We start from the raw sequence: 19621 nt of genomic DNA, 5'->3' as shown, positions 1-19621 counted from the left end.
TATCCTCTTTTGTATACGAATTTTAGAGTTTTCCCTCGGCCGCCAATTTCATGTATTCGTCCGTAAAGCGAAGTTTCATATTTCCGGTACTGCCGTAGGTTTTGCCGTTAGGAAACGCCATACCGACAAACGTCGCATCTTTTGCTCCGTCTCCCAAAATACCGTGTTCATAGGAGAATTCACTCACTTTTTGCATCGTTTTAGGCAGTTCGGCACTGAGAGTAAACTTTAGAGCATCTTTGGCGTCGTAGAACATATTGGTCGTTTTAAGTTGGCTATTGAAACCCGCAACGTCCGTTCCGGAGGCTTTTGCCATTGCCGCAATCGCTTTGGCGTCTTTATTTTTCATCAAGCCCATCACCTCGTACCATGCACCGGTTAACGCTTTGGCAAGTTTGGGATTCTCTTTGATCGTCTCGGTATTGAGCACTAACATGTCGATGATTTCACCGGGGATTTTGCTGGAGTCAAACACTAAAGAAGCGCCTTTCATCCCTTTGATTTCGCTGAGTTGCGGATTCCAAGTGACCAAAGAGGTCAGCTCAGGAGAAGCAAATGCCGCAACGATGTCCGCATCGGAGGTATTGACGACTTTGATGTCTTTTTCTTTAAGCCCGACGCTTTCAAGTCCGCGTGCTAAAAGGTAGTGAGAGACGGAGAGTTCGACGAGATTGACGTTTTGACCTTTGATTTCGGCAAGGCTTTTTTTGTTTTTAAGAATAATACCGTCGTTCCCGTTGGAAAAATCGCCGATAATTACGGCAGTGGAGTCCACACCGCCCGCGGCAGGAATCGTGAGTGCGTCCATATTGGTCATTACGCATCCGTCAAATTTTCCGGCGGTATATTGGTTGATCGATTCGACATAATCGTTGACTTGAACCATTTCGATTTGAATGCCGTATTTTTTCGCCCATTTATCGATAATGCCGGATTGTTGCGCATAGTCCCACGGCATCCATCCGACGTAAATCGTCCACGCGACTTGGAACTTCTCTTTGGTTTGAGCCATTAAAGAGCCGCTCATCATCGTCGTAGCCACCATAGAGGCAACACAAAGCTTCAGCACAGAGTTAAAGATAGAGGTCATGGAAGACTCCTGAGTAGAATTTGGGAAACACGCCAAGAGGTTGAAAACCTCCCGGGCTTTTATCCCTCCGTGAACCTCTACTCAAGAGGCGACAGCTCTTGGACCAGACGCACGATGTGCCGGAACCCTAGCCGTCATTTCAGTGATTAGCAGTGAGGCTTTCGCCCCAATGACATGTTTTCTGCCGAAAGTATAACCGATTTTTTGAAAACGAATAAACACTAAACTGATTAAAATTTAAGCATCCTATCCGAAGGGGGTTGAAAACAAACGCTTATGCGCTATAAGGTGTTTTGAGATACGACGTCAGTAATGTGAGCGATTCTAAATGCATACTTAAGTATCGGTTTTGAGAGGTCGGTTTGTAAACGTACAGCGGCGTATCGGCTATTTTGCCAACGTATTCAAAATCGTTTCGATCGTTAATGCTCTCTAAAAAAAGACGCGTTTCTTCTTTTTTAGCGACAAAATTTTCCAAACGTTTCGTGTAAAATGCCGATTCCAAAACACCGTTCTTGCACAATAACCGTCCTTGCGTACGGCTTAGCGAAGGGCATTTCGTATCTACTAGAAGATGTTCGAAGTAAGGGCTCACGGGATAGAGTCGGCATGCGGGCGGGCGGGCGTCGTAGATCGAACAACGCTTATGATCAAGATAGCGACACGTGTTTTCTCCGTCGTTTAGTAAAACAAAAACGCCCAAGCTATCTTCAAGAAAGCTAAAAACAATCGGGAAATAACGGTAAACCGCTTCAAAATCTTCTAGAATCAAAGGTGCCAGCGAAAAGCCGTGCGCTCCGTCACAGCAAAAACCTTGACATGTAGAACACCCGTTAAAATACCAATCACGCCCTTTAATCGTGACAAAACTTCCGATACAATCCATTTGTGCCCGCGCAAATTAAGATGCGATTATCATACAACAAAGTCAAACGCAAATCCATACCCGCTTGGTAAAATCAAGGCGAAACGCATTATAGCACGTCGTTTTTACACACCCTCAATCTTACATGTACGCCAACGGTTTGTCGTAAAACGCCTTGACTTCTGCAATGATCGCCGCAGACTCAACCCCTTCGTTTCGAAGGTGTTCGAGCAGTTTTGGCGCGTCGTTTTGCGCAACCGCGATCAACAAGCCGCCCGACGTTTGCGCGTCGTAAAGCATGATCTCGTTTCGATGCGCTTTTTGAACGGCGACTTTATCGCTCAAATAGGCTTTATTGGTATACGCTCCGGCGGGAATAATCCCCATATCCGCCAATGCCTTAGCTTCCTCGACGATAGGAATCGCGTCGATATCAAAAAGAATACTCACGCGATCGGCGCTCATTTCGTAGGCATGCCCGAAAAGTCCGAATCCCGTCACGTCGGTGCATGCGCTCACGTCGTAGCGTTGCATGATGCGCGAAGCCTTGTGGTTCAACGTCGCCAAAATCGACGCAACCTTTTCGACCGCATCGTTTGGAAGCATATCCGCTTTGATCGCCGTTGTTAAGATACCCATGCCCAACGGTTTGGTCAAAACGAGCACGTCGCCGACTCTGGGCGTATTGTTGCGGTAAATCTTTTGAGGATGAACAAACCCCGCAACGCTTAAACCGTAGGTCATTTCGGGTGCTTCGATGGTATGGCCGCCGATAATGACGCCGCCGCATTCTCGTACTTTACTCTCCCCGCCCGCTAAAATCTCTTTGAGCACGCTTCGGGGTTGATGGCAACCGTCAAATCCGACGATATTCATCGCCGTTGCGACTTCTCCGCCCATCGCAAAAACGTCGCTTAACGAATTGGCGGCGGCGATTTGTCCGTAAACAAACGGATCGTCCACGACGGGCGTAATAATATCGACCGTCTGAACCAATGCACGCGTGCTATCAAGTGCATATACGCTGGCATCGTCACTGGTGTCCATTCCGACCAATACGTTTTCATGCGTGCAAGAAAGACTGCCGATCGCTTCTGTGAGATCTCCCGGACCTAGCTTGGCAGCACAACCCGCAGCCTTGACGTATTTGGTCAATTTTGCTTCGTTGTTCATAGCGTTCCTATAAGCTAATAGTGCCTTCTCCGCCGAAAAGCATCTCGATCGTGCCGTACGCATTGCCGATTTTACCGACTTTGAGCCGGTCGCTCACACCGTAAAATTCAAGGCAAACGCCGCACGAGTAAATTTCAACGCCTTTGGCTTCCAAGCCTTTTAAAATCTCGATCACGGGAGAGGTCTCATCGGCGGTCGTTAAATGCACCGCCGTGTTGACGCAAACGATGCGTTTGGGAAGCTTGGGAAGTTCTAACGTGGATTTCAAAAACCCGACGATCAGTTTAGCACCGAGTTCGCCCTCGCCTACTTTATCGCTTTTCAAAAAGAGGGTTTTGTCCAAAAACGCTTCCTCTTTAGATGAAGCGACAACCGCGCACGCAAAGCCTTTCACGACCGTAATCAAGCTCTTGCCGCCTTGTAACTCTTCGGCCCTTGCATCATAACCGCTATTTTGCGCGAAACGCAAAACGTTTTCTCGCGAAGCGACGTTATCGACGACGATCTCTAGAATCGAGTCGTTCGGAAGCGTCTCCAAAGCTTTTTTCGTTTTCAAAACCGGCTCGGGACACGCCAAACCGCTGCAATCGATTTTCATGGTATTGTTCTCCGTATCTAAAATGTGTTGTGTCTACGCCGTAGACCTTAAAAAAGAGGGGAAGAGCCGAGGCGCTCTTCTTATTTTTGATTCATCGTTTTTTCAATCCATGCGCTCGCTTCGGCTACGGACGGAAATTTTTGGCTTTTGGCGACTTGATTTTGACCTTCGTAAAAGCGCACGCGGATACCGTCTTGCACTTCGTCGATTTTAATACGCGTAATGCGATCGGCATTGAGGTAGACTCTATCGTTTAATCTTACAAACATACTCGTAACTCCTTGATCTGATAATTGCCCTCATTGTAGCACGATTTTTGTAAATTCAAAATAGCAACCGCATTTTTGTGCTATACTTTAAAACCGTATGTTTTGATGTCATAAAAAGGTCACGCCATGAGAGTGCTTCCGCAAATTTGCATCGCCTTCATGCTTTTACCTCCTCTCCTCTTTGCCGACCTTTTAGAGACCGTCTTGCATACCCAACAACTTCGCGTGTGTATTTGGCCCGAATATTACGGCATCTCGTACCTCAATCCCCGCACGCAAAAACTTTCCGGTATCGACGTTGATTTAGCCCAAGAGTTTGCTTCAACGCTCGGCGTAAGCGTACGCTTCGTACAAAGTTCGTTTGCGACTTTGATCCAAGACCTCTTATCGCATCGATGCGACATCGCGATGTTTGCGATCGGCATTACGCCGGAGCGTCAAAAATATTTACGTTTCACGTCGCCGCACCTGCAAAGCGATATATACGCCATCGTATCCAAAAGCAATAACCGCATCCAAACGTGGGACGACATCGACCAAGAAGGCGTCGTCGTCACCGTCGCCAAAGGAACGTACCATGTGAAACTGATGCAAAACGCCTTGCGTAAAGCCTCTTTACATGTCGTCGATTCGTTGCATGCGCGCGAACAAGAAGTCGAGTCCGGACGCGCGGACGTGATGATGAGCGACTACCCTTTTAGCACGCAACTGTTGGTCGAAAAAGAGTGGGCAAAGCGCATCGCACCCACCTCTTCTTTCCATCCAACTTCCTACGCGTGGGCATTGGATAAAAACGAAGAGGCTTTATACTCTCGTGCCGAGGCGTTTATGCAAACGATTAAACGCGACGGTCGTTTGCAAACGATCGCAAAGCGGTACGCGCTTGATCCTATCGTGGTTGTAACGCCGCCGTGAAGCCGACGACCTACCTCAACAAGACCGTACTGCGTTACGCGTCAATCGGCTTTTTTATCATCGCGCTGACGATCTTTTTGATGGCGACGACACTCAAAGACCTTCGCCAAGAAGCGATGGATACGCATCGCCGCATCGCCGAATTGTATGCGTATACGTTTGAAGAGCATTTTTCGCAAATGCTCCATCATCTCAATTTTTCGATCGATCGTCTCATGCAACTGAGCGTCTCGCAAAAAGAAGTCGCCTCGTTATCGCCGCTTCTGCATTCCTTATGCGAAAACGTTCCGTATATTCGTTCGTTTTCGATCAGCGACGAGACGGGAAAAATCATCGCAAGTTCTCTTTCTAACAATATCGACCGTTCAGTCGACCTTCACACCTTTTTGCCGATTCCTTTCGGAGACGACGCACTTTTGCGCATCGGCATTCCGCAAGAAGGACGGGATTTTTTCGCCTCAAAATCCAACGGCGATTATCGAGCGATCGATGCCAACGGCGTCTTTTTCTTGCCTGTTATCAAAAAAATAACTTTGGAAAATCGCCCGTATTACGTTGCCGTTTCGATCAATACGGACTATCTTTACCGTCGCTACCTCTCGATTTTGCCGCCGGAACAAGGTACGACGCTTTCGATTTGGCGCATCGACGGAACCTTGCTTTTTTCAAGCGATCGAACACAGCCTTTAGCTTTGTCGCACTACACGCCGCAACATCCTAAAGATCACGAAGATTTTTACGAACATGTCAAACACTACGTACACCATACGCTTAACGTCTTTCGCAGTGCGCACACGTTTGGTTTTATCGTCGAAATCAAAACCGACGAGCAGGTCGTCTTAACGTACGGCGATAAAGAGCGTCGTAAAATCTTATGGCTGAGTGCCGCACTCATTTTATGTTTGGGCGTTCTTTTTGCGACGCTTGTGATTCGCTATTTGAAGGAAAATGAACGTCAAAAGAGACAATTGACGTACGAAAAACAGTTTCGTATCGCGATGGAAGCGACGCAAACGGGACTTTGGACGTGGGACATCATCAGCGATCACGTTACATGGGATCCGCAATGCTTTAAACTGTTGGGGTATGAGCCCGACGCTTTTGAGATCAGTTTGGAAAAAATCTATCAATTAACCCATCCCGACGAAGCGGCGACGATGTATTTTGCCATTAAAGAACAAATCATCGCAAAACATGCTTTCGTGATCGAACGTCGTATGCTCAACGCCCGTAACGAATGGGTTTACGTTCAAGTCAGGGGTAAAGCGGTCGAGATGACGAATGAGGGCGAACCGAAGCTCTTAACAGGCGTGTATATCAACATCGACGCACAAAAAAAAGCAGAACATTTACACCTCAGTGCCGTAGCTTTCGATACGCAAGAGGCTATTTTGATTACCGACGCAAACGAAAAAATCCTTAAAGCCAACGAAGCGTTTACACGCATTACAGGCTATAGCGAAAGCGAAATCATCGGCGAAACGCCTCGTTTTTTCCGATCGGGTAAGCATGACAAAGCATTTTACACCGCGATGTGGCAAGAGTTGCTCACCAAAGGGTTTTGGCAAGGCGAGATGTGGAACAAACGCAAAAACGAAGAAGTCTTCGCCGAATTTTTAACCATCACCGCGATTAAAAATACCGAAGGGAAAACCACGCACTATATCGCCAATCTCAGCGACATCACCCAACATAAAGTCGCGCAAGAGCAGATTCACGAAATGGCGTATTACGACCCTTTAACGCACCTTGCCAACCGCAGGCTCCTTGATGAAACCATGCAGCATTTATGGGATGAGGGAAAAAGTAAACCGCACTACCATGCGCTTTTATTTATCGATTTGGATCATTTTAAAACCTTAAACGATCGCTACGGGCACGATGCAGGCGACATGTTGCTCGTGCAAGTCGCCGCAAGACTCAAAGACGTCGTTCGCAAAAGCGATCTTGCCGTACGGCTCGGAGGCGACGAGTTTATCGTCGTGCTGTGCGAATTAGGCAACCACTACGGTATGGCGCATTATCTGGCACAAAGCGTCGCCCAAAAAATTTTAACGCATCTGTGCGAACCCTACGCTCTTTTAGAGGGTAACTATACGATAGGGGCTAGTATCGGATGTGTTTTATTTACGAGCGACACGCATCCGGACATAACCGCTATTTTAAAAGAAGCCGATTCAGCGATGTACCAAGCCAAAGCAGGCGGACGCAACCGGATCTATTTCCGTAACGACGCGACGCCTTCTTAACGGTGTTTTGTTTCGATAGATACTCATCGACTCGCAAGCTTACGTATGCCATAATGGCATCAACGTTGGTGCGCTGAGGCAATCTCTTTTGCTTACCGCTCGTTTGCAATGCCACGGTTAAGGAGAGATATGCCTGTACTGCTTTTTTTAGGAATGCTTTCGGCGCTGTTTTTCAGCACGACGTTTCTGCTCAATCGCATGATGAGCTTAGCGCACGGACACTGGATTTGGTCGGCATCGCTTCGCTATTTTTTTATGATCGCCATGGTGGCACTCGTCATCGTCTTTTGGGAAGGAGTTCCGACGCTCAAAGGCGTTTTAGCCCTTTTTAAACGCTTTTGGCGTTTTTGGATACTCTCCGGAAGCATCGGCTTTGGAGGCTTTTACGCGCTGTTATGTTACAGTGCCGATTTCGCGCAAGGCTGGGTCGTCGCAACGACGTGGCAAGTGACCGTGATCGCTTCTTTAGTCGTTTTAATCGCTTTTGGAAAGCGTTTCGCCAAACGCATTTGGTTTTTTTGCGCCCTGATTCTTTTAGGCGTCACCTTAGTCAACCTCGCTTCAATCACGCATTTTAACTGGAATGAACTCTTAAAAGGTTTTCTACCCGTTTTAGCGGCGGCGTTTTGCTACCCGATCGGCAATCAGCTCGTGTGGGAAGCCAAACATCAAACCCATTCATGGATTCCGCATATCGACGACCCTTTAATGCACAATGCATTTCACAAAGTGCTCTTACTCTCTTTAGGCTCCGTTCCTTTTTGGTTGGTGTTGATCGTTTGCGCAACTCCGCCGCCGCCCTCGATTTCGCAAGTCGCGAATACCGCCGCGGTCGCTTTTTTTTCGGGCATCGTTGCGACGACGCTCTTTTTATATGCGAGAAGCCGCGCCAAAACCAGTGCCGAAATCGCCGCGGTGGATGCGACGCAAGCCGCCGAAGTCATTTTCGCGCTGATCGGAGAGGTCCTTTTTTTAGGAGCACCCGTTCCGCCTTTGAGCGCATTTTTAGGAATAGGATTGGTTTTTATCGGTCTTTTTTTCTTTATCGTATTTCAAAAAAAGCAGAACTAAAGAGAGCCCTTCGGCTCTCTTTAGAATCTACATGTAGGTTTTTTTAGAAGCTATAGCGCGCATTGGCGTAATAGTTTCGTCCCTCTTGCGCATAACCGTTATTGTAGTAATAGTACTCGTCAAAGAGATTTTTAATACCGACCGCCAATTCAAGATCTTTGATCGGGCGGTACGCTACGCGAATATCCGCCACCGTATACGAACTGCTCTCTTCGCTACCGCTGACCGTGGAGTAGCGTTTTCCCTCATGTCGAACGATCGGTGTAATGTCGACCGAATGGATCGGCGAATAGGTTAAGCTCGCGTAGTAACTGTGTTTGGGCGTATCGGTCGTATATTTGGCGTTCGCCGTTTTACTGTCTTCGATCGTCGCATCGATATACGTATACGAGAGCGTACTTCGGAGTTGTTCATTCCATTGCGAATTTAAACTGACTTCAGCACCTTTATGCTCTTCTTGGTCGAAGTTTTGTGTTTGCTTGCAGTTTGTACCCGTACATCCCAATGCCGGATTCGTATTGGTTAAACCGCTAACGCTTGCAATATAGTCTTTGGTTTTCGTATAAAAAAGTGCGACTTTAGCATGCTGATCTTCGACAAATGCCCAATCGGTACCGATTTCATACGTCGTCGATCGCTCGGCATCCAAATCTGGGTTTAAGATATAATCGCCGAAGCGTGACGAATAACGATCTTTCAAGGTCGGCATATTGCTCTTTTGAGAAACGCTACCGTAGAACATTAAATCTTTTGTCGCTTGATACGAAAGAATCGTTTGAGGATTGAATGCATCCGAATCGTATTTCGGGAACTCTCCGGCAATTCGCGTTCCAGCGTTATTACGATACTCGGCTTTCGTGACCTCGTTTTGATCGTAGCTACCGCCGAGTGTCCATGTTAATTTATCGCTCATTTGCCATGAATATTCCGCACCCAAAGATAAGGTTTTACTTTCGTCTTTAAGATCGGCACCCGAAGATTTTGAGCTAATGTCTTTGTGGTTATCGTATTTTTGAGAGACGGAGAGTTTCAAAAGATGGTTATCGGCAATTTTAATATCCCCTTCGATAATGCCGCCAAACGTGTTATCGTCGTACTCGGAGATTTCCGTAACGGTATTTTGAGCCGAAGTTTGAGGCGTGCCCTTAAATAAAATTTTGTTGTAAAATTCATCGTAATACCAACGTGTTTTTAAAAAATGTTCGCCGATAGCCGTTTTAGTAATAATGTAATAACTCGTCTTATCCCAATCCTTCCAATCCCAGTTGCGATTATACACGCCGCTTCCGGTGGAGCCTTGCGCCGAGGCATACCACGGTTGTTCTTTGTCGCCGCGTTGAACGATATAGTTGAAAGAGTATTCATCGGTTGAATTAGGCGTATAACCGACCTTAAGGTTGAGCTTTTTATCGCCGGATTCGGAGTTGGAGCGTTTATGACCGTCTTGATGCCCCGCAGGATCGTAATCGCTTGAAATTTTATAATAATCTCTAGAAACGTTGGAAACGGAGATCAAGCCGTAGTATAGCTCTTGCTTCGTACCCATCGTTGCGTACTCTTCGTATCCGTCTCCGCTAAACGCACCCACACCCACTTCGCCCTCAAGTTCTTTGGTCGGTTGTTTCGTAATCAGATTGATCGCACCGCCCATCGTGTTAGCACCGTACATCGGAGAGACGTATCCTTTAGAAACGTCGATCTCGCCGATGTCGTAGGTTTTAAAGCGACCCAAATCGATATTGTGGTCGTACGGAACGTAAATGGGAATACCGTCGACGTAAATCGGCACGCGATTGCTTGAAAAACCGCGTACACGTACTTTTGACTCGCCCCTAGCCCCCGCATAGTCCGCATACACGCCCGGCGTACTTTGCAACGCGTCGACGACGGTTTTCGCATCCGTCTCTTTTATCGTCTCACTCGTGACGACTTCGACGCTGGGATTGGCACTGATATCTTTTTCCGAAGTGACCTCTATTTTTCCCAGCTCAAACGTTTCCGCTAAGAGCATGGAAGATGCTACCAAGGAGAGCATCGCTCCTAAACACATTTGTTTTTTCATCTTTCCTCCTTTAAAATGTCACGCTATCTTATTATATATATTTTTATATAATGCTAAATATTTCGTCATTTCTCTCAAATCATATCTATTAGATCCGTTGATTTAAAAAATTGGGGACACAGGCTTTATAACCGAAATGCGTCGTAAATAAAGTAATGTCCGTTTGATACAACGTATTAATCAATGCTTCCGTTACCACGCTTTTCGTATCGCCGTTTGCAAGAATTTTTCCGTCTTTTAGAGCATACGTTTGCCCTTCTAACATCAAAGCATGTTCGGGAAAGTGCGTCGATTTTAAAAAGGTGTAACCCTCTTTACAAAGTGTTAAGATTGCCTCTAAAAGCCTGAGTTGATTGCCGTAATCAAGCCCCGAAATCGGCTCGTCCATCACTAAAATCTTTGCCCCCTGCGCTAAGGCTCTCGCGATCAACACCAACTGCTTTTCGCCGCCGCTTAAGGTTTGATAATTGCGCTCCGCCAAATGAGCGATACCAAGCCGCTCCATCGCCGCATAGCACACCTGCTTATCATGCTCGCTGCTCGCTTTCGCAAACCACGCCTCAAACGCGATACGTCCCATTAAGACGATTTGCAATGCGCTAAACGCGAAGACGATTTTCGTACTTTGGGGCACATACGCGATATGCTCTGCACGCTTTTTAATCGAATAATCGGCAAGGTTTTTTTCTTCTAAAATGACCTCGCCTTGATCGGGAGAAAGCAGTCCCAACAATATCTTCATCAAAGTGCTTTTCCCCGCACCGTTTGCTCCGAGCAACGAGACGATACTTCCCTTCGGGATGGAAACGGTTACACCGTCCAAAACTTTTTTTTGCTGATACGAAAAATGGATATTTCGCGCTTCGTAAAAACTCATGCGAACCCTTTTTTAGCATTTTTGAGTGCTAGCACGAAGATGGGAATCCCCACCAATGCGGTCACGATACCCACCGGAATTTCCACGCTTAAAACCGTTCGGCACAAGGTATCGACCCACAGTAAAAAAATTCCGCCCAAAAGCAAGCACATCGGCAACATCACGCGGTTATCCGCACCGACCATAAAGCGCGCGATATGCGGAATAATCAATCCCACCCAACCGATCATTCCCGCAACGACGACCGTAAGAGCACTCAAAAGCGTCGCCAGTAAAATCGCCGTATTGCGTACCAAACTAACGCGCACGCCCAACGCTTTGGCATCGTCGTCGCCGAGACTTAAGATATTGAGGTATTTGCCCATCAGCGCAAGAACGATCATACTCAAAACCAGCGGAACGCTAACGTTTAAAAGCGTTTTCATATCGACGGCACTAAACGAACCCATCAACCAATAAACGATGGCAGGGAGTTTATTGTACGGATCCGCCATATACTTGACCAAAGAGAGCAGTGCCGAAAAAAGCGCGCTTGAGATCACGCCGCCCAAAACCAATAAAATCGTCGTCGGAGCATTTTTACCGTAAATGCGCGCGATCAAAAGTGCGCACATGACCGCAAGAAATCCAAAAGCAAACGAAAAAAGCTGAACGCCGATCCAATTATCCGAGATCATAATGCCCAATGCCGCCCCAAAAGACGAACCGGCCAATACGCCTAAAATTCCCGGAGAGACCAGAGGGTTGACGAACATGGCTTGAAACGCACCTCCCGAAACCGCCAACGCGGCTCCGACCAAAATAACCGCTACGATCCGCGGTAAGCGAATATCGAATAAAATATTGGAAAGCAACGTCGCATCGCGCGGCATTGCTCCGATATCGAACCATTTCCAACTCAAAAAATGTGCCAGCGTCGAAAAATCGATCTCGTAGCGTCCCATACACATAGAAGCAAAAAACGAGGCGATAAGAAGCACGAATGCGATCGCAAACAAAAGAGACGTTTTAACCATGATGTGCCTTATCGACGAACGGACGTACAAGCTGCGTAAAATCGTGAAGCAAACGGGCATTTTCATTTTCATTCGTTCCTAAAAGCTTTAAAGCGACATGTACTTTCGGAAAACGTTTTTGAATCGTCAAACACGTATCGATGCAGCGTTGCACATCGCCGATAATGCCGTTTTCAAAGAATTTTTGACCGTCAAAAAAGACGTTGCGTTCTTGAATCAACGCTTGATAGCGCATTTGATCAAATTGCGGAGATTTGTTAAAAGACGATGCCGCACGCATAGATTTGACGAAATGATCGATCGCCGGACGTGCTTTGGCAAAGGCTTCTTCATAGCTTTGTGCTACGTAAAACGTGCGCAGTAAAACGATCTCGGGCTCACATCCGGCGATCGAAGCGTAATAGCGACTCACGCGTTCGCACTCGTCCAAATCGACGCCCTGAGAGAGCATTAAACCCCAGCCTTTACGCGCCGCAAACGCGATCGTCTCTTCCGAGGCAAACGTTGCGATATAGGTCGGAATGGAGCTTTGCAAGGGTTTCGGCTCGACGTCTACTTCCGTAAAATCAAAAAAATCCCCGTGAAAACTAACGGCATGATCGCAGGTATTTAACACCGAATCTACCGCTTTAGCACACTCCAAAAGTTTAGGGCGTAGCTGTTCGGTCGTCGTATTGAAATGCTTGGAATCGGGCGCGAACGCACCTTTGGCGAGTCCCAAATTAAACCGTCCGCGACTTAAAATATCCAACATCGCCGCATCTTCGGCTAAGCGTATCGCATCGTAAAAAGGTGCTAAAAAGCCCGCACACCCTAAACGAATCGTTTGCGTCCTCGCACACGCGTTGGCAAGCAAAACCGTAGGCGAAGGACAGATACTAAAATCATTAAAATGATGCTCCCCGAACCAGACCTCTTCCAAGCCTTCTTTTTCGGCTTGCTCCACTAAACGCATCTGTGCATGAATCGCCTCGCATGCATCGGTTTCATACCGTTCAAACAGACAAAAAATTCCCCATTTCATACTTGATCATCCTTTTACGTACGTAATTTAAAAACGACGGGAACGCTAATAAAAAGCTCTTCTTGCGGAGGCTTTTCAAACGGCGATGCGTCAATGACGGCATTGAGGGCATTAGCGTCTAAAACCTTTTTCCCGCTAGAGTGCAACACTTTTAGCGTTCGCTTATCGACCGTACCGTCGGCTTGAATGCTAAATTGCACCGTCGTTTCGCCTTCGATACCCATCTTTTTTGCCATCATCGGGTATTGAAGATTGGCTTGGATCGCTTTTCGAACCTTTGCCAAATACCGTGACAAGGCATCTTCATTGGCTTGAGACGCACGTGAGGCTTGAGAGGGTTGCTCTAAAGCGGATAGTGCCTGATGCGAAGAAGGCGGAGGCGGCGTTACCGTCTCTTCTACGATAGGAGAAGGCTCGGGAGAAGGAGCGGTTTTGGCAATAGGTTTTTGGGCAACGACGGGTTTTTTTTGAGGCTTTGGTTGTTCTTTGGGAACTTCGTTCGGAATTTTTGGCTGCTCAATCGGAGGTTGAGGCTCCTCGCGTTTAGGCGGTGCGGAAAGTTTTTCGTCGTCGATCAGGCTAATATGCACGATGTCTGCTTTCTCTTCCGCAGACTCAAACACTTTGGGCATCGCCGCCAAAGCATACACCAAACACGCATGCACAAGAACGGTTCCGAAAACGGCTATCGATGAAAATGTACGCTTTTTGAAGACACTTATTTCCACATCTGTATCCAAATACCGTCTTGTGCGCGATGAATCATGAAATTTTCAATGCCTTTACTTTTCAGCAACGCATCGTAATCGCGTTTCATCCCGTCCCCGTGCATTTTATCCATTGCTTCAAGATCGACTTCTTGACCTTCGGCAAGCATATTTTCGATAATTTGCGCTTTAATTTCGGGCGTTCCTTTGCCTCCGCCGACAAACGTCGTACCGCCTTTTTTCAAGATACGGTAAATCTCTTGCAATGCTAAAGCCGGATCCTCCCAAAAGGGCATCGAACCTCTGGAAATAATCAAATCCATCGTCTCGTCTTCTAAAGGAATCGCGTGAACGTCGCCCACAAGCGTCGCTCCGCGCTCTTCTAAACCGTCCTCGACCAGATGCAAAGCCGCTTTTTCCAAAGCCTCCGCATTGAGGTCGAAAAACGTGACATGTAGGTTGGTCATTTTTGCCAATTCCAATCCCAAATAACCGCCGCACGCGCCGACGTCTAAACATTTGCCTTCGATCATCCGCGTTTGATCTTTAATTTTTTGCGCATAGTACGTGTACAAAGGTTTTTTAACCGTTCGCGATTGTTGATCGTAGTGTTCTACATCCATCTTTTTTTCCTTACATGTAAAGCCCAAGCAAGCGTCAAACCCGCCTGAGCGTTTCGTCTCATTGTGCCAAAAACGCTAATATTTAAGCGTTACGTCAAGACCGACGACACGACCGCGATCGTAGTAATACCCCGTCGTATAACGCGTCGCATACTTCTCGTCGGTAATGTTTCTAGCATAAAGCATTAACGTCGTCGTCGTATTTCCGGCGGTTTTAAAATCCCGCATGATATTGGCGTCAACCCGCGTAAAATCGCCTAAATTAACATCGTACGCCGTTCCCATCGCCGAAGTGGACGTATGCCATCCGCTCTCTTTTTGAAGCGATACGTTGGCACGGTATTTATCCCACTCTTGCGTCACTTGAAGCGTGTAAAGGTCTCTTGGATTCGAGCCGCCGATATTATTCGTCGTAACGCCGGTACTGCTAATCGAATCGTAATTCAAAAGACGCGTATAACTGGCTTTATAACTCGTACCCGTTGAAAAATATCCTTTTAACAAAAGCTCGATGCCGTCGCGATCCGTATCGGATTCCGTGTAGTAATAGTAGGTTTGACCGTTTTGGACGTACGTCGTGTTGCTTGCGGTTTTTTCATTATCGATTTTCACTTTAAACCATGTCACCATCGGTGTGAACATCTTGTCGTAATTGGCTTCCAAACTGGTTTCGAAACGTTCTTGTTTTTCGGCATGTAACGTTCCCGTTTGCGCTTTAACGTCAAAATCGCCCATCGTCCCTTGATCGGCATTGAAATAACGCGCGCTTAAAGCATAAATCGACGTGATATTCCATTTGGCGCCGAAGGCGTAGATTTTAGCCGGTGCCATATCTTCATCGTTGTTGGCGCTGTTTCTTGAAGCACTCGTACTTGAATAATCGATATGTTTTTGATCTTCTCTGTAACCGCCGTCTAAAATCAACGCCCCGTCAAAAAGCTTTTGTTCCGCCGATCCCGACCAACCCAAAACATTGACTTTAAAGCGGTTATAGCTCGCACTGTTATTGGCTCCGAATCCCTCGTCGTCGGTCGATTGCACGCCTAGCATCACGGTCGTATCGCCGTAACGGATATTGTGGCGCAAGCTAACACCTTCGGTCTCTTCCCAATACGGTTTAGCAACGCCCGTTGCCGTCGTTGCAAACGATTCGTTGCTGTACTCGGTGTGCTCGTAACGCGTGGAGAAAAGCGATGCCAAAGTCGCGTGGTTCTCGTTCCATTGAACGGTCGCATCGCCGCTGACGATTTCCGTGGTGATCGGATCGTAGTACCATTTTGAGTTATCTAATGCCCCTGTAACGGTAACGCCGCGTTGCATTTCAAAACGCCCTTCGTCTTTGTACGCCATAATTTTACCGCTGAGTTTACCGTAAGAAAATCCGGCATTTGCCATTCGCGCATCGGCCGTTTGTCCGTCAAAATAGCGATCGGTACTATCGCGATGCATTCCCGAAACCAATCCGCCGACAAATGCGCTTCCTTCTTCGTTATCGATACGCGTCCCCACATAAAGGCTCTCTTTGTTTGCCGCAGGGAAACTCTCCGTTTTTTCCACGGAACCTTGTAAAATCGCTTCCGTTTTTTTCGGTTGTTTGGTTTTGATAATAATATAACCGACGTTAACGCCCGAGCCGGAATTAGAAGAGCCGATATTAATCGAAGGACCTAATGTTAAAGAAGAAGAACCGCGAACGATTTGAATCTCTTCGATCGCATTCATCGGTATTTTTTGAAGAATCTTATTGGCGGTGGAAGGTAAAATCGCCCCGTCGATAATATACGTCAGTGAACCGCCGCCGCGCACGTTAACAAAATAAGGACTTTTACGTCCGTGGTACGTGACGTCCACGCCCGTTGCTTTGCTCAAAAGGTCGAACATATCTTTAGGTGCCAAATCCCGAATATCTTCTTGCGTAAAAATCTCAACGCCCGCTTGAGAACTACTTTCGACTTTATTGGGATTGACGATGCTATCGGGTTTGAGGTCTTCACGCACGACGCGCGGCGTACCTTCGGCATTTTCCGTCGTGCTCACCGGATCTAACTGGTAGACCGTATCGGCGGCAATGAGCGATAAAGGAAACAAACAGGACGCTACAACGAGCGAACCGAAACACGGCTTAAAAACTGACATATTACTCCTTTTGCTTTGCCAAAGACTTTGGCGATAAGGTGACGTTAAGAAGCGCAACACCTTCGATCGGTGATGATTTACGGTATATGCGCATGTGCGTTCTTGACATGTAAGGCTCATATGCCGACATTTTTAATTCAAAATCGCTTGGTGTTGCGTTTGATTAAGATCGATTCTTAAAAACAGGCGGTAAAATTCCTGCATACGCATCTCAAATTCCGAGGCATTCGGTTCGTCGTATAAAACGTGCGTCAGCCATTGAATCCCTAAAAGGCGCATAAACGAAGGCGGTCTATCGATCCAGTTAAACGGTTTTTTCGGAACCAAATAGACTCTTTTGTTTTGCACCGCCGCGACAAAACGCCATCTCGGGTCGTTTTGAACATTTTGAACAAACTCCTTTTCCTGTGCGATAATGACGTCAGGATTGTACAAAATGACCTGTTCGAGCGTCACTTTTTCCATCCCTTTACCGCCGCTTGGTTGACACAAATGGGGATTGATACCGCCGGCAACTTTGATCGCTTCGTAATGCGAAGAGCTGTCGCATTCACTCGCCAAACCGTCCGTACCTTCGGCATAATAAACGACAGGGCGTTTCGAAACGCGACGTTCTACCAAGGCTCTTGTTTGGCGCGTCACCTCTTGGGCATAGAGTGCCAAAGGTTCCGTACGCTCTTTTTTATCCAGCAATTCACCTAAAAAACGATACGCTCGTGCGAGATCGTCGATACTTTCCAAATTGACGTTAATCGTCGCAATGTGACTGCTTTGGAATAAATATGCCGCAAGACCGCTGGAAGCGTCGGTGTTCCACGAAATGATCGCATCGGGGTGCAATGCCAAAAGCGTTTCGCGATTGATGCTATTGGCTCCGCCTTGTAAACCTCCGATCACCGGAAGCGACGTAAAACGAGGGTCAAGCATATTCGACGATTCGTTATTGCCTTTAGCGTGATCGAAATTTAAGCCCACGATCAACGAAGGATCGATCGTGTAGAGCATATACGTCGAAGGCGGCGACGAAGCGTAGAGTTTAGTGATCGTCTCTGGGACTTCGAGCGTCTGTCCGCTCATATCGACGATACTGCGTGCGAAAAGGAGTTCGCCCAAGCCGAAACAAATCATCAAAAAACCAATCGAAAATCGATAAAAAGACATCGCCGTTACCATCCGTATTCGCGTTGCATGTCGTGGGAAAAAAGCCGTTTCGCATACGTATTGGGAGCGGCACGGTTGATCATACGCAGCGAAAACGTCTCGATCCACGTCCAAAACTGTTCCAAATACGCTTTAGGAAACGCAATCTCTTGAAGCGTTTGCGCATAATACCTCAGCCACACTTCGCGCGCATGGGCATCGATGGCAAAAGGTGCGTGGGTTTTACACATCGAAGGCGCGCCGTAGGCTTTTGTGTAAACATTGCCGCCGCCTAAAGCTTGAATAAAAAAATGCGCCGCTTTATGCACGCCTTCCATAAAAGCCTCTTCATCGATCGGGTACATGTAAGCAATTTCGCTTTTTTGAAGTAAGCGATGATGATGAATAACCATACGAAGAAGGTTCTCTTCGCCTACGGCTTTTAAAAAATTTTCTTCGGGCTTCACGATGGGCGGAAAACGCATATGTTCTTTGCTTGCGCTCCAACGTAATTTTTGAGAAGCATTAGAGCGTTTAACGTCTTGAATCAGAGCATTTTCGAGGGACTGACACATGGCTATTTCCTTTTTTAATAGAGTTCTTGCAGAACTCTTGACACGTCTTTAAAGCAAAGCTCTAAAGACTACGTTAACACTGCGTTTTCTTCGGCGCAAAGCCCACGCACCTTGGTGCTTTTTTTTCTTGCAAAATGAGCTTTGCAAGAAGTCTAATTTTACCGACGGTCCGCGGTTTGAATCGCAAACGACGTAATACGGTATTTTTTACATGTATCGATAATTTTCACGACGTACTCAAAGGGCGTTTGCGCATCGGAACGAAGAATAATCGTGCGATCCGCAAAGTCCAATGCGGCAATCTTCGCTTCGAGAGCATCGGGTTCTATCGCAACGTCTTCATAGTAAAAAACACCCTCTTTATCCAAAGAGATGACGATCGGTTTTTGCTCTTCTTTTTGTTTTTCGGCACTGCTTGCCTGCGGCAGATTCAGAGGAATTTTGCCTTGCGTCACAAACGTTGCGGTGACCATAAAAATAACCAAGATTACCAGCACGATGTCGACAAAAGGCGTCATATTGATGTCGGCGATCTCGTTTTCGACCTCAAGGCTACTTGCCATGGCAGTACGCCTCATGTTTTATCATAATCGTTTTCGCGCGTCGGATAAAGTAGTTGTAAGCCACCACGCAAGGAATCGCCACAAATAGCCCGGTAGCCGTTGCGATCAAGGCTTCGGAAATGCCTTGCATAATAGGTTGAACGTCAAAAGCGTGGTTATTGCCGATAACGTGAAACGCTTGAATAATGCCTAAAACCGTACCGAAAAGCCCGATAAACGGGGCATTGTTTCCAAACGTCGCTAAAATCCCGAGCCTCGCGTCAAGACTGAGTTTGAGCGTATACGCATCCATCTCTTTATAATATTTTTCAATTTGCCAAAAAATCAATGCCCGCTCGATCATCACGCCCAAAGCGATCACGCTCATGGCGACTAAAACCCACAATACCGGATCGGTTCCGAGTAACGCAAACGATAAAAACTTTTCACTTAACATTCCGTATTTTCCTTTCAAAAAAGCCTCTCTTCCGCTCTTTCGATATGTACTTATATTACATAACGAGCGAGCGAAAAAGAGCCGACAACAAGAAACAACCTTGCATTATAACGTAATATTTATCTAAATACAACGTCATTAATACTATTTTTTATACACTAAGTAGCATCATCTTGCTCAATAAATGACCACATTTCCCTTTTTGCTTCCCTTGTGCTATACTGTACCGATC

19 protein-coding genes and 1 riboswitch are annotated in these 19621 nt (G+C 46.8%); of the genes, 3 read left to right on the top strand and 16 right to left on the bottom strand.

Annotation, left to right across the window (positions count from 1 at the left end):
* Positions 1 to 22 precede the first annotated feature (22 nt).
* The 5 genes from NL930_RS01580 to NL930_RS01560 form a co-directional block, all read right to left on the bottom strand.
* The gene (locus NL930_RS01580; RefSeq protein WP_254377163.1) at positions 23 to 1090 is read right to left on the bottom strand and encodes a putative urea ABC transporter substrate-binding protein; all 1068 of its coding nucleotides are present in this window, start codon (positions 1088 to 1090) and stop codon (positions 23 to 25) included.
* Between the two features lie 46 nt (positions 1091 to 1136).
* Positions 1137 to 1232, bottom strand: a riboswitch (guanidine-I (ykkC/yxkD leader).
* 132 nt (positions 1233 to 1364) lie between these two features.
* Positions 1365 to 1976: a YkgJ family cysteine cluster protein gene (locus NL930_RS01575; RefSeq protein ID WP_254377164.1), complete on the bottom strand. Its 612-nt coding sequence runs from the start codon at positions 1974 to 1976 to the stop codon at positions 1365 to 1367.
* Between the two features lie 120 nt (positions 1977 to 2096).
* On the bottom strand, positions 2097 to 3128 hold the full coding sequence (gene selD / locus NL930_RS01570) for a selenide, water dikinase SelD (RefSeq protein ID WP_254377165.1): 1032 nt from the start codon (positions 3126 to 3128) through the stop codon (positions 2097 to 2099).
* Positions 3129 to 3135: 7 nt separating this feature from the next.
* A complete protein-coding gene (yedF, locus tag NL930_RS01565; RefSeq protein WP_254377166.1) occupies positions 3136 to 3726 on the bottom strand; it encodes a sulfurtransferase-like selenium metabolism protein YedF in 591 nt (196 codons plus the stop codon).
* Between the two features lie 80 nt (positions 3727 to 3806).
* Positions 3807 to 3995, bottom strand: a complete 189-nt coding sequence (locus tag NL930_RS01560; protein ID WP_039673749.1) for a hypothetical protein — start codon at positions 3993 to 3995, stop codon at positions 3807 to 3809.
* A gap of 126 nt (positions 3996 to 4121) precedes the next feature.
* Here NL930_RS01560 and NL930_RS01555 point away from each other — a divergent pair, with 126 nt between their 5' ends.
* The 3 genes from NL930_RS01555 to NL930_RS01545 all read left to right on the top strand — a co-directional run bounded on the left by NL930_RS01555 (position 4122) and on the right by NL930_RS01545 (position 8230).
* Positions 4122 to 4910 carry an ABC transporter substrate-binding protein gene (locus NL930_RS01555; protein ID WP_254377167.1) on the top strand — a complete coding sequence of 263 codons (789 nt, stop codon included), beginning with the start codon at positions 4122 to 4124 and terminating at the stop codon, positions 4908 to 4910.
* Entirely contained in the window at positions 4907 to 7159 is a 2253-nt protein-coding gene (locus NL930_RS01550; RefSeq protein WP_254377168.1) for a diguanylate cyclase domain-containing protein, read from the top strand. The genes NL930_RS01555 and NL930_RS01550 overlap by 4 nt, the downstream gene beginning before the upstream one ends.
* Positions 7160 to 7288: 129 nt before the next feature.
* Entirely contained in the window at positions 7289 to 8230 is a 942-nt protein-coding gene (locus tag NL930_RS01545; protein WP_254377169.1) for a multidrug resistance efflux transporter family protein, read from the top strand.
* Between the two features lie 43 nt (positions 8231 to 8273).
* On the opposite strand, the gene NL930_RS01540 is transcribed toward NL930_RS01545, so the two are convergent.
* The 11 genes from NL930_RS01540 to NL930_RS01490 all read right to left on the bottom strand — a co-directional run bounded on the left by NL930_RS01540 (position 8274) and on the right by NL930_RS01490 (position 19389).
* Positions 8274 to 10292, bottom strand: a complete 2019-nt coding sequence (locus tag NL930_RS01540; RefSeq protein ID WP_254377170.1) for a TonB-dependent receptor — start codon at positions 10290 to 10292, stop codon at positions 8274 to 8276.
* A gap of 88 nt (positions 10293 to 10380) precedes the next feature.
* Positions 10381 to 11169: an ABC transporter ATP-binding protein gene (locus NL930_RS01535; RefSeq protein ID WP_041963043.1), complete on the bottom strand. Its 789-nt coding sequence runs from the start codon at positions 11167 to 11169 to the stop codon at positions 10381 to 10383.
* Positions 11166 to 12185 (bottom strand): iron ABC transporter permease, encoded by a 1020-nt coding sequence (locus tag NL930_RS01530; protein WP_041963044.1) that lies wholly within the window; start codon positions 12183 to 12185, stop codon positions 11166 to 11168. The genes NL930_RS01535 and NL930_RS01530 overlap by 4 nt, the downstream gene beginning before the upstream one ends.
* Entirely contained in the window at positions 12178 to 13209 is a 1032-nt protein-coding gene (locus NL930_RS01525; RefSeq protein WP_254377171.1) for an LLM class flavin-dependent oxidoreductase, read from the bottom strand. Before NL930_RS01525 ends, NL930_RS01530 begins: the two co-directional genes overlap by 8 nt.
* Before the next feature lie 14 nt (positions 13210 to 13223).
* A complete protein-coding gene (locus NL930_RS01520) occupies positions 13224 to 13937 on the bottom strand; it encodes a TonB family protein (RefSeq protein WP_254377172.1) in 714 nt (237 codons plus the stop codon).
* Complete coding sequence (locus tag NL930_RS01515; protein ID WP_254377173.1) at positions 13928 to 14539, bottom strand: class I SAM-dependent methyltransferase; 612 nt, start codon at positions 14537 to 14539, stop codon at positions 13928 to 13930. Before NL930_RS01515 ends, NL930_RS01520 begins: the two co-directional genes overlap by 10 nt.
* A gap of 75 nt (positions 14540 to 14614) precedes the next feature.
* Positions 14615 to 16675 (bottom strand): TonB-dependent receptor plug domain-containing protein, encoded by a 2061-nt coding sequence (locus NL930_RS01510; protein WP_254377174.1) that lies wholly within the window; start codon positions 16673 to 16675, stop codon positions 14615 to 14617.
* A 132-nt stretch (positions 16676 to 16807) separates the two neighbouring features.
* Positions 16808 to 17836 (bottom strand): ABC transporter substrate-binding protein, encoded by a 1029-nt coding sequence (locus NL930_RS01505; RefSeq protein WP_254377175.1) that lies wholly within the window; start codon positions 17834 to 17836, stop codon positions 16808 to 16810.
* Positions 17837 to 17841: 5 nt separating this feature from the next.
* Positions 17842 to 18390 (bottom strand): hypothetical protein, encoded by a 549-nt coding sequence (locus tag NL930_RS01500; protein WP_254377176.1) that lies wholly within the window; start codon positions 18388 to 18390, stop codon positions 17842 to 17844.
* 158 nt (positions 18391 to 18548) lie between these two features.
* Positions 18549 to 18953 carry a biopolymer transporter ExbD gene (locus NL930_RS01495; protein WP_041963048.1) on the bottom strand — a complete coding sequence of 135 codons (405 nt, stop codon included), beginning with the start codon at positions 18951 to 18953 and terminating at the stop codon, positions 18549 to 18551.
* On the bottom strand, positions 18943 to 19389 hold the full coding sequence (locus tag NL930_RS01490) for a MotA/TolQ/ExbB proton channel family protein (protein ID WP_039673771.1): 447 nt from the start codon (positions 19387 to 19389) through the stop codon (positions 18943 to 18945). Before NL930_RS01490 ends, NL930_RS01495 begins: the two co-directional genes overlap by 11 nt.
* Positions 19390 to 19621 lie beyond the last annotated feature (232 nt).

This window comes from Sulfurospirillum sp. hDNRA2 (assembly GCF_024206095.2).
Lineage (GTDB): Bacteria > Campylobacterota > Campylobacteria > Campylobacterales > Sulfurospirillaceae > Sulfurospirillum.
This window is presented reverse-complemented; position numbering and strand designations above follow the sequence as displayed.

What these genes read in the sequence shown, in the direction of transcription:
- NL930_RS01515 (WP_254377173.1), bottom strand. Translation starts at nt 14,539, where the DNA reads ATGGATGTAGAACACTACGATCAACAATCGCGAACGGTTAAAAAACCT.
- NL930_RS01505 (WP_254377175.1), bottom strand. Translation starts at nt 17,836, where the DNA reads ATGTCTTTTTATCGATTTTCGATTGGTTTTTTGATGATTTGTTTCGGC.
- NL930_RS01540 (WP_254377170.1), bottom strand. Translation starts at nt 10,292, where the DNA reads ATGAAAAAACAAATGTGTTTAGGAGCGATGCTCTCCTTGGTAGCATCT.
- NL930_RS01535 (WP_041963043.1), bottom strand. Translation starts at nt 11,169, where the DNA reads ATGAGTTTTTACGAAGCGCGAAATATCCATTTTTCGTATCAGCAAAAA.
- NL930_RS01525 (WP_254377171.1), bottom strand. Translation starts at nt 13,209, where the DNA reads ATGAAATGGGGAATTTTTTGTCTGTTTGAACGGTATGAAACCGATGCA.
- NL930_RS01555 (WP_254377167.1), top strand. Translation starts at nt 4,122, where the DNA reads ATGAGAGTGCTTCCGCAAATTTGCATCGCCTTCATGCTTTTACCTCCT.
- NL930_RS01575 (WP_254377164.1), bottom strand. Translation starts at nt 1,976, where the DNA reads ATGGATTGTATCGGAAGTTTTGTCACGATTAAAGGGCGTGATTGGTAT.
- NL930_RS01495 (WP_041963048.1), bottom strand. Translation starts at nt 18,953, where the DNA reads ATGGCAAGTAGCCTTGAGGTCGAAAACGAGATCGCCGACATCAATATG.
- NL930_RS01490 (WP_039673771.1), bottom strand. Translation starts at nt 19,389, where the DNA reads ATGTTAAGTGAAAAGTTTTTATCGTTTGCGTTACTCGGAACCGATCCG.
- selD (WP_254377165.1), bottom strand. Translation starts at nt 3,128, where the DNA reads ATGAACAACGAAGCAAAATTGACCAAATACGTCAAGGCTGCGGGTTGT.
- NL930_RS01580 (WP_254377163.1), bottom strand. Translation starts at nt 1,090, where the DNA reads ATGACCTCTATCTTTAACTCTGTGCTGAAGCTTTGTGTTGCCTCTATG.
- yedF (WP_254377166.1), bottom strand. Translation starts at nt 3,726, where the DNA reads ATGAAAATCGATTGCAGCGGTTTGGCGTGTCCCGAGCCGGTTTTGAAA.
- NL930_RS01545 (WP_254377169.1), top strand. Translation starts at nt 7,289, where the DNA reads ATGCCTGTACTGCTTTTTTTAGGAATGCTTTCGGCGCTGTTTTTCAGC.
- NL930_RS01500 (WP_254377176.1), bottom strand. Translation starts at nt 18,390, where the DNA reads ATGTGTCAGTCCCTCGAAAATGCTCTGATTCAAGACGTTAAACGCTCT.
- NL930_RS01530 (WP_041963044.1), bottom strand. Translation starts at nt 12,185, where the DNA reads ATGGTTAAAACGTCTCTTTTGTTTGCGATCGCATTCGTGCTTCTTATC.
- NL930_RS01510 (WP_254377174.1), bottom strand. Translation starts at nt 16,675, where the DNA reads ATGTCAGTTTTTAAGCCGTGTTTCGGTTCGCTCGTTGTAGCGTCCTGT.
- NL930_RS01560 (WP_039673749.1), bottom strand. Translation starts at nt 3,995, where the DNA reads ATGTTTGTAAGATTAAACGATAGAGTCTACCTCAATGCCGATCGCATT.